Source organism: Mycobacterium sp. NPDC003449 (assembly GCF_053588415.1).
In genome coordinates this window covers 20,729-27,107 of record NZ_JBSFPX010000093.1, presented here as the reverse complement: position 1 = coordinate 27,107, position 6,379 = coordinate 20,729, and the positions used below count along the sequence as shown (strand labels likewise).

General features: G+C 68.7%; 6 protein-coding genes. 1 reads left to right on the top strand and 5 read right to left on the bottom strand.

Going from position 1 to position 6,379, the window contains the following annotated elements; all coding sequences use genetic code 11:
- Nucleotides 1–116: 116 nt before the first annotated feature.
- Nucleotides 117–953: a type IV toxin-antitoxin system AbiEi family antitoxin gene (locus ACWDTP_RS22145; RefSeq protein WP_450023691.1), complete on the bottom strand. Its 837-nt coding sequence runs from the start codon at nucleotides 951–953 to the stop codon at nucleotides 117–119.
- 119 nt (nucleotides 954–1,072) lie between these two features.
- On the opposite strand from ACWDTP_RS22145, the gene ACWDTP_RS22140 reads away from it, so the two are divergent.
- Nucleotides 1,073–1,660 (top strand): YdcF family protein, encoded by a 588-nt coding sequence (locus tag ACWDTP_RS22140; protein ID WP_450023689.1) that lies wholly within the window; start codon nucleotides 1,073–1,075, stop codon nucleotides 1,658–1,660.
- A gap of 11 nt (nucleotides 1,661–1,671) precedes the next feature.
- Here ACWDTP_RS22140 and ACWDTP_RS22135 read toward each other — a convergent pair whose 3' ends face one another.
- The 4 genes from ACWDTP_RS22135 to ACWDTP_RS22120 all read right to left on the bottom strand — a co-directional run bounded on the left by ACWDTP_RS22135 (nucleotide 1,672) and on the right by ACWDTP_RS22120 (nucleotide 6,273).
- Nucleotides 1,672–2,292, bottom strand: coding sequence for an RES family NAD+ phosphorylase (locus tag ACWDTP_RS22135; protein ID WP_450023687.1), 621 nt, complete (start codon nucleotides 2,290–2,292; stop codon nucleotides 1,672–1,674).
- Entirely contained in the window at nucleotides 2,289–2,798 is a 510-nt protein-coding gene (locus ACWDTP_RS22130) for a hypothetical protein (RefSeq protein WP_450023685.1), read from the bottom strand. Before ACWDTP_RS22130 ends, ACWDTP_RS22135 begins: the two co-directional genes overlap by 4 nt.
- A gap of 96 nt (nucleotides 2,799–2,894) precedes the next feature.
- Complete coding sequence (locus ACWDTP_RS22125) at nucleotides 2,895–4,868, bottom strand: vWA domain-containing protein (RefSeq protein ID WP_450023683.1); 1,974 nt, start codon at nucleotides 4,866–4,868, stop codon at nucleotides 2,895–2,897.
- On the bottom strand, nucleotides 4,861–6,273 hold the full coding sequence (locus ACWDTP_RS22120; RefSeq protein WP_450023681.1) for a sigma 54-interacting transcriptional regulator: 1,413 nt from the start codon (nucleotides 6,271–6,273) through the stop codon (nucleotides 4,861–4,863). Before ACWDTP_RS22120 ends, ACWDTP_RS22125 begins: the two co-directional genes overlap by 8 nt.
- Nucleotides 6,274–6,379: the final 106 nt, after the last annotated feature.

The following is a 6,379-nucleotide window of genomic DNA, read 5'->3' as shown; positions in this document are numbered from 1 at the left end:
CCTCGAGGCCGCCACCCGCATCTGGACGCGACTTGCCCGCGGCCTGTATCCCGGTGATCAGGATGATCGGCGGCGCGGTAGCACTCATATGTTCTTCCTCCTCCGCGGCCAGCGTCTCACGGCGTCCAGCCACGCGACAGCAGGGCGGCCCGGGCCTGTTCGACGATGTCCGGGCCGTGGTCCTCCTTGATGACGTGAATGACGTGCCAGCCCAACCGCTGCAGTCTGCGGCCGACCTGGACATCGAGCGTGTACTGCCTACGGCTGGTCAGATGCTGCTCACCGTCGTATTCGGCGACCTTGAACTCCTCCCAGCACATATCGAGCCGGCGGACATACGAGCCGTCCTCGTCGACGACGACGAACTGGGTGCAGGGCCGCGGAAGCCCGGCATCGACGAACAGCAACCGAAGCCAGGTCTCTCTCGGCGACTCGGCACCCCCGTCAACCAGCGGCAGCGCGATCCCCAGCCGTCGCAGTCCACGCACGCCCGGGTGATGTTTCGCGATGAGTGCGACATCCTCGGCCGAGAACGCCCGGGCGTTCATCAGAGCGTCCAGCCGCTCGACCGCCTGATTGCGCGGCAATCGCCGGGCCAGGTCGAACGCGGTGCGCCCCGGTGTGGTCACCGGAATGCTCGCCACCATGGTGACCTCGTTCTCTGCGAGGGTGTCGTACCGGATGATCAGGCCGCGCTGGCGCCGGCCCGCCGCGACCACCTCGACCGGAATGTCGTCGTCGATGTACTGGGCCCCGTGCAACGCCGAAGCCGCCACCCCGGCGATCACCCCGCCCGTCGTGAGCGACGCGCCGGCGATTCGCTCATGCAGGCACACCGTGTGCTGGCGCGGCACATACACCCCGCGGTAGATCGCCCTGTAGCGGTGCCGCAGTTGCGCCTCGGTGAGCCGACCGGCGGCCACGGCGGCGCTGCCGACGAACGGAATACGCATACCCTTTGGACGCAGACCGTCCCGATTTGGCTCCGCCCTGCCCGAGTTCGACGAAAATGACGCGCCGTACGGGGCAGGCACGACGCTTTCGTCGAACTCGGCGCAGAGATAATGGCGCCATGGGTGCGTGGACCAGAAACCTCGGTGCCGTGACGGTTGTGGTCGGCGCCGGGCTGGCATGGTGTGAGTGGACAACTCGGCAGGCGTCACAGGAAGCGCTGCCCGCCGACGGTGCCGATCCCGGCCGCGTGCGGGACGGCGAGGCCGTTCTGGTGCTGGGCTGCCCCCAGCCCGTGCTGCATCGCTGGCGGGTCCGCATCGCCGTGCGCTCGACCGACCCGGCCAAGGCCCGGTTCATCTTCTCCGGCGCGGCCGTGCGCTCGAAACTGTCGGAAGCGCAGATGATGGCCAATTACGCCGTCGTGTCACTCGGGGTTCCGGCCGCCAACATCGTTCTCGAAGACCGGGCGACGACGACCGTGGAGAACATCCAGAACTCGATCCCCGAATTGGCCGATGCGCCGGCGATCAAGATCGCGTCGAACACCTTTCACGCGCGCCGGGCCCGCCACATCCTGCACGACGAATCACCGCAACTGGCCGCACGTCTGGTCCGCACCCGCGACTACATCCCTTGCGAATGGGGCCTGCTGCACGCGCTCATGGCCGTGCATGAGTTGCTGCGTGCGCGGGTGCGCCGGCGGTAACGCGGCCGGTATCACGCAGCCAGAAGAACGTCGACATGCAACGGTGCGCACAGCTCGATCAGCCACAGTTGGTCGGCACCGGTGGCGAAAAGCCGTGCGAAGCCGGTGTCCTGCGTGAACGAGTCACCGCACGTATCACCAAAGAACACATAAGCTTTGGCGTCGTTGCACAACCTCGACATCCAGACAAGACCGTCGAGGCCGGCATCGTGGGCGGCGCGGGCCCACGCGATGGTTTCGGGATATGTGTCGGCTCCGCTCGCGGTGACCTCGTCGGCGGTCACCTTGAGCCGACGCAGCCCGAGCCCGTGCAGGACGCCGACCGTGATCGGATGGCTAACCTCCAGTCGTGCCATCACGGTCCGCGAGTACTTGTCGTACGGGAGGATGCCTCCACTGACCGGGACGTCGTGCAGCAGCGTCTCCGCGACGGCGGCTTCCTCGGCCGCCGCCGCGTACAGCACCGGAACCGCGGGCGCACCGAAGAAGGCAAATCGGGTGGGTGCGCCGAACCCAGGGTTGAAGGTGGTCGCCGAGCGGCCTTCGGCCGCGGTGAAGACCCGGTACAACCGGGTCCCCACATCGAGTTTCGCGGTCTGCGCGTTGAAGGGCTTGGGTGGGGCGGGTGTCACCACTGGACCGTCCACGCCGCCATGGCCGTGTCTACGACCCGGTCGGGGTCGACCGCCAGCAGATCGACGGGCCGCCGGCCGCCGAGATAGGTACTCGGCGCACACAGCCACTGCACGACGCCGTTCTCCGACCACCCGAGTTCTGCTGCGAGGTCACGCAGTCGGCGGATCACAGGAAGCGGCCGTCCGTCGGCGTCGAACTGGAACCCCGGAAACAGCGTCTGGTGCCCGCGCATGATCGCCAGCAGTGACCTGTCGCGGCGGGCGGCGGCGGCGAGATTGCGCGGAGCCGAGGACCGCGAGCCCAACCGCCTGCCCGCCTCCGCGCTGGTCAGCAATCCGAACTCGGCGCCGATCCGGTCGTAGAGGTTCAGTTCGGCCTGCACGGCCCGTGCCACCGCCGGTTCGGCATAGACCCGGACCGATTCCAGCGCCTGGCCAAGTGCCGCAGCACCCTCCCGGATCCGGTGGGCCGCGTCGACCAAGTGATCGTGGGCAGCGGTCACGGCCACTCACCCCACTCGAACATGCGGATCATGCATTTCAGGATACTGCACGAATCGCATGTCTCGCCGACCGCGAAGTCGGCGTGGGGGCAAACGTCAGCGGCGGCGTGAACGCAGATAGTCCCCGACCACCGCGGCACCCAGCCCGTCGAGATCCGGCACCACCACCCGGCCGCCGACCCGCCGGGCCACCTGGTCGATGAACCTGGCCAGACCCGGATCGCTGCCCAGCCGGAAGATGGTCACCTGCGCACCGATGCGCGACACCTCGTCGAACCCGCGCACCGTGTGGGCGATGGTCCGCGGATGCGGCGGGTAGTCGAAGAACACCTCGGCACCCTCGTCGTAACCCTCCAGGTGCGCGGTCGGCTCACCGTCGGTGACCACCAGCACCACCGGCTGGGCGTTGGGGTGGCGGCGCAGGTGCCGGGTCGCCAACGCCAGCGCGTGATGCAGATTGGTGCCCTGTTCGTAGACGCCCTCCAGGGCGGTCAACTCGGCCGCGTTCACCGTCCTGGCGTAGCGGCCGAAGGCGATGATCTGCAGTGCGTCGGACCGAAAACGGGTCGACACCAGATGGTTCAGCGCCAGCGCGGTGCGCTTCATCGGCAGCCAACGGTTCTCCATCACCATCGAGAACGAGGTGTCCACCAGCAGCGCCACACACGCCTGGGTGCGGGTCTCGGTCTCCGAGATCTCCACATCCTCGACGCTGATCTTGAGCGGGCGCTCGATGGTGCCCGTACCGGCTTCGCGCAGCACCGCATTGGTCACCGTCCGGGTGACGTTCCACGGTTCGGTGTCACCGAACTGCCAGGGCCGCGTCGCCCCGGTCAACTCCCCGGCCGCCCCGGCCCTGCGCGTGTCACGCTCCCCGTGCCGACCCGACAGTTGTTGTGCCACATCGCGCAACGCGGTCTGGCCGAGCTGGCGCATGGCCTTCGGCGAGAGCCGCCACTGCCCGTCCGAGCCGCGATCCAGAAAGCCCTGATTGACCAGGGCCCGCTCCAGCTCGGCCAGCGTCCGGGCGTCGACCGCGGCCTCATCGCCCAACTGGCGGGCCAGCGCGTCGAGGTCGACATCGTCCATCGTCGCACCGGCGTAACTCTGCGACAACGCGTCGGCGAGCTGCTCCAGCTCACCGATGTCGGCCAGCGCCTGCGCGCCCTCCCCCATACCCATCGGATTGTCCCCGGAGAACCGCTGCGAACCGGCCCAGTCCTCCCCTGGCCGGGCCGCCTGCAGGTGGGCGTCCAGCCGGTTCAGCGCATTCATCAGCGATGGTGAGCCAAAAGCCTGCTGCGCCAAGGAATCCAGCTCGGCCCGCTGCTGTTCGGACAGGCTGTTGCGGAACCGCTGAGCCGCGGCGGCCCGCTGGGCCAGCGAGTCCAGCAACTCGTCGATGTTCTGCGGATTCTCCGGGAAGAACTCGCCGTGCTTGTCCATGAAGTCCTCGAAATCTTGTTGCGAGTCCTTCCCTTGGGCATGCTTGTCCAGCAGGTCGTTGAGGTCGTCGAGCATCTCGTTGACTCGCTGCCGGTCCTCGTCGGTGGCGTTCTCCAACGCCTGCTTCATCCCGGCGAACCGCTGGTCGAGCATCTCCCGGCCGAGCAGATCCTTGATCTGCTCGTACTTTTCGCGTGCCTGGGGGCTACGCCAGTCGTATTCGGACAGCTCCTGCACGGCCTTGGCCGGCGACGGCGAGAGCGCCTCCATCTGCATCTCACCGAACCGGGCATCGTCGTCGAGGGCCCGGGCCAGCTCCTTGCGCTCGGCCAAAACCGCCTCGTCGAGCAGCTTCTTGATCTCCTGCAGGGTGCCGTCGAGGTTGTTGCGCTGCAACAGTTCCCGACGCCTGCGGTTGGCCTCGGCGGCCAGCCGGTCGGCGCCGCGCATATCGGCCGTGCCGCGGCGCATCAGCTCCTGCATGGCGCGCCGCGGCGACGAGCCCTCCATCACGTTCTGACCGATCTGCTCGAGCGCATCGCGCAGATCGATCGGCGGCGCCAGCGGATCCGGCCCGCCCGTGTACCGGGAATACCGCGAGGTATGCCCGGTGTGTCTAGCCATAGACCGTCTCGCCCTCCCCCGACACCTTGTCGATGCGTTTCGCGAGATAAAGCGCTTCCAGGGCCAATTCGACCGCCGAGGCCCGCTCGCCGATCGACACCGCACCCAACCGGGACGCGACCGCGTCGAGCGCGGGCAGGTCCGGCAGCGCCGCCAGCACGTCCTTGGCCGACACCCGCTCACCGGTGGTCACCGGGGAGCCCTCCTCGACCGCGGCCACCACCGGGCCGACGTCGATACCGCCCAGCAGACGCTGTGCGGTGTCGGCCGTGGCGCGCCGCAGCAGATGCTCCAGCACGGCCTGCTCGCGGCCCTCCTCGCCGGTCTCGAACTCCAGCTTGCCGCGCAGCACGTCGATCACCGTGCCCAGGTCCACCACCCGGGCCACCGGATCGTCCTCGCCGAGGATCGCCGACCGGTGCCGGGCCGAGGCCGCGACGGTCTCGGCGGCGGCGATCGCGAACCGGGCCGACACGCCCGACCGCTGATCGATCGAGTTCGATTCACGCAGATTGCGTGCAAACCGGGCCAGCACCGCCAGCAGGTAGTCGGGCACCTCGGCGGCCAGGTGCGCCTCCTGGCGAATCACGCCGACCTCGTGGTCGAGCTCCAGCGGGTAGTGCGTGCGGATCTCGGCGCCGAACCGGTCCTTGAGCGGGGTGATGATGCGGCCCCGGTTGGTGTAGTCCTCCGGGTTGGCGCTCGCGACCACCAGGACGTCGAGCGGCAGCCGCAGCGTGTAGCCGCGGACCTGGATATCGCGCTCCTCCATCACGTTGAGCATCGACACCTGGATCCGCTCGGCCAGGTCGGGCAGCTCGTTGACGGCCACAATGCCGCGGTGCGCCCGCGGGATCAGCCCGTAGGCGATCGTTTCCGGGTCACCCAGGCTGCGACCCTCGGCCACCTTGATCGGGTCGATATCGCCCACCAGGTCGGCCACGCTGGTGTCCGGGGTGGCCAGCTTCTCGGTGTAGCGGTCGCTGCGGTGCCGCCACTCGATCGGCAGGTCCTCACCCGAATCGGCGGCCCGGCGGATCGACTCGGGGGTGATCGGGCTGTACGGGTGCTCGCCCAGCTCGGAGCCGGCGATCACCGGCGTCCACTCGTCGAGCAGCCCGGTCAGCGCGCGCAGCAGGCGGGTCTTGCCCTGGCCGCGCTCACCGAGCAGCACCACATCGTGCCCGGCGATCAGCGCGCGTTCCAGCTGCGGGATGACGGTGTCCTGGAAACCGAGAATCCCCGACCACACGTCCCGGCGCTCGGCCAGCGCGGACAGCAGGTTCTCCCGGATCTCGGCCTTCACACCCCGCTCGCGATGACCGGAGGCACGCAACTCACCGAGGGTGCGGGGCAGATCGCCGGCGGCGGGTGGCCGGCGACCGTCGTTTCTGGGTTGACTCACCACACCCACGCTACGACTGCCGAGCCCGATCAGCATTGCTACCCGGTTGACATGGGGTCTCGATCCGCCGCCAAAGTCGTGGGCGCCGCCGTCCGCCCGGTAGTCT

Coding starts and splice junctions, on each gene's coding strand:
- ACWDTP_RS22125 (WP_450023683.1), bottom strand. CDS start 4,868: ATGGCTAGACACACCGGGCATACCTCGCGGTATTCCCGGTACACGGGC.
- ACWDTP_RS22145 (WP_450023691.1), bottom strand. CDS start 953: ATGCGTATTCCGTTCGTCGGCAGCGCCGCCGTGGCCGCCGGTCGGCTC.
- ACWDTP_RS22140 (WP_450023689.1), top strand. CDS start 1,073: ATGGGTGCGTGGACCAGAAACCTCGGTGCCGTGACGGTTGTGGTCGGC.